A 1809-nucleotide genomic window follows, 5' to 3' on the forward strand; every position below is an offset into this window, starting at 1 on the left:
TCCCGGACTGACGGAAGTTGCTGCAAACTGATTACCCGATCATGTGACACGGGCTGTTTACGGCAGCCTTACTATCATCAAACAGTCGAAAGAGCGGCTTGAATTTTTAGCCCACTACGATACCTTAACAGGATTGCCTAATCGCCTCCTGTTTCATGAGCGGTTGAGTCAGGCGATAACCTGGGCCCAAAAGCAGAACCAATTGATCGCGGTGATGTTTCTCGATTTGGATCATTTTAAGCTCATTAATGACACGTTTGGCCACTCAATGGGTGATCTTTTGTTACAGTCTGTTGCGGAACGGTTAAAGAGGAGTGTAGGTCAAAACGATATGATTGCCCGTCTGGGAGGAGATGAATTTACAGTCATACTTTCGAATATCGAGCATATGGAAGATGTTTCCAAAGTGGCCCGGAATATCATTGATTCATTCTCCCAACCGTTTAAGATGGATGGTCATGAATTCTTTGTGACCACCAGCATCGGAATCAGCCTGTACCCGGCTGACGGTGATGGAATGGAAACACTGGTGAAAAATGCCGACGCAGCGATGTACCAAGCTAAAGAACACGGGGGAAACAATTACCAGTACTACACTTCCGACATGTACGACAAGACATTTGACCAGCTCCAAATGGAAAATCTTTTACATAAAGCGTTGGAGCAAAACGAATTTGAGGTACACTATCAGCCCCAGGTGGATCTGCACACCAATCAGATTATAGGTATCGAAGCGCTGATACGTTGGAAACATCCCGAACGGGGACTCATCCCTCCAGCGGAGTTTATCCCGCTGGCAGAAAAAACCGGACTTATAGTGCCTATTGGTGAATGGGTCCTGCGTACCGCTTGTTCACAAATTAAAGCATGGCAGGAGGTAGGATTGCCATCCATCCGTGTAGCGGTGAATCTTTCCGCCCGGCAGTTCCAGCAGCAAGATCTGGTAGACATGGTCGGACGTGTGTTGCAAGAAACAGGTCTGGACGCCCGCTATCTTGAGTTGGAAATCACTGAAAGCATCAGTATGTTCAACATTGATTCGATCAACGCTACATTATCAGAACTGGATGAGTTAGGGGTAAGCATTTCAATTGATGACTTTGGTACAGGTCATTCTTCATTGGGCTATTTAAAACATTTCCCTATCGATGTCTTGAAAATTGACCGGTCCTTTATTCGTGACATCATAAGTGACTCAGATGATACAACAATTCTCGCAGCAATTATCACAATGGCTCACGACCTGAAACTGGAGGTAATTGCTGAAGGTGTAGAGACAGAAGAACAGTTGTCCCTACTTAAACAACATCATTGTGACGTGGTTCAGGGATACCTGATAGGCAAACCTGCACCTGCCAGTGAGATCGAGAAATTATTGAGTTTGAACCAAGTCCTGTACCCTTCGCGGTGAATCGCGGAGGGGTTATTCTTGTGCGCCACGCATGGCGATTAACTAGGTGGTGAAAGTCCACTGTGGGGGTTTGTAGTTACCAACCACTAGCCAAGAGCAAGGGCGTCCATCGTGAGGTGGAGTCTGAAGGAAGCTGGAGGCAAAATTCCGACCCGAGGAACACGAACATCATCAGGCATAGGCTATGGGATGAGTTTGCAAGACAAAACGAAGTCCAATTAACTACACGGACATACCAATGTAAATGATGCGGGTACATGGAAGGAAAGTGAATCGTCTTACCGTGGGAGGTCTCATGGACGTGAGAAGATAAGATTCGAATCACGGTTTGTATACGGTAACCTAAAAATACGCCACACCGCTCATTGAAACTTCCCCCACCTTGACCGATAATCCTC

Annotated in this window: 1 protein-coding gene; it reads left to right on the top strand. The window is 46.4% G+C overall.

All coding sequences use genetic code 11. The features are described from left to right. Positions 1-43: 43 nt before the first annotated feature. Positions 44-1411 carry a putative bifunctional diguanylate cyclase/phosphodiesterase gene (locus ACFO8Q_RS09180; RefSeq protein ID WP_380025472.1) on the top strand — a complete coding sequence of 456 codons (1368 nt, stop codon included), beginning with the start codon at positions 44-46 and terminating at the stop codon, positions 1409-1411. The last annotated feature ends 398 nt before the right edge of the window (positions 1412-1809 follow it).

This window comes from Effusibacillus consociatus (assembly GCF_042652925.1).
In the GTDB taxonomy this organism is placed as follows: Bacteria; Bacillota; Bacilli; order Tumebacillales; family Effusibacillaceae; genus Effusibacillus; species Effusibacillus consociatus.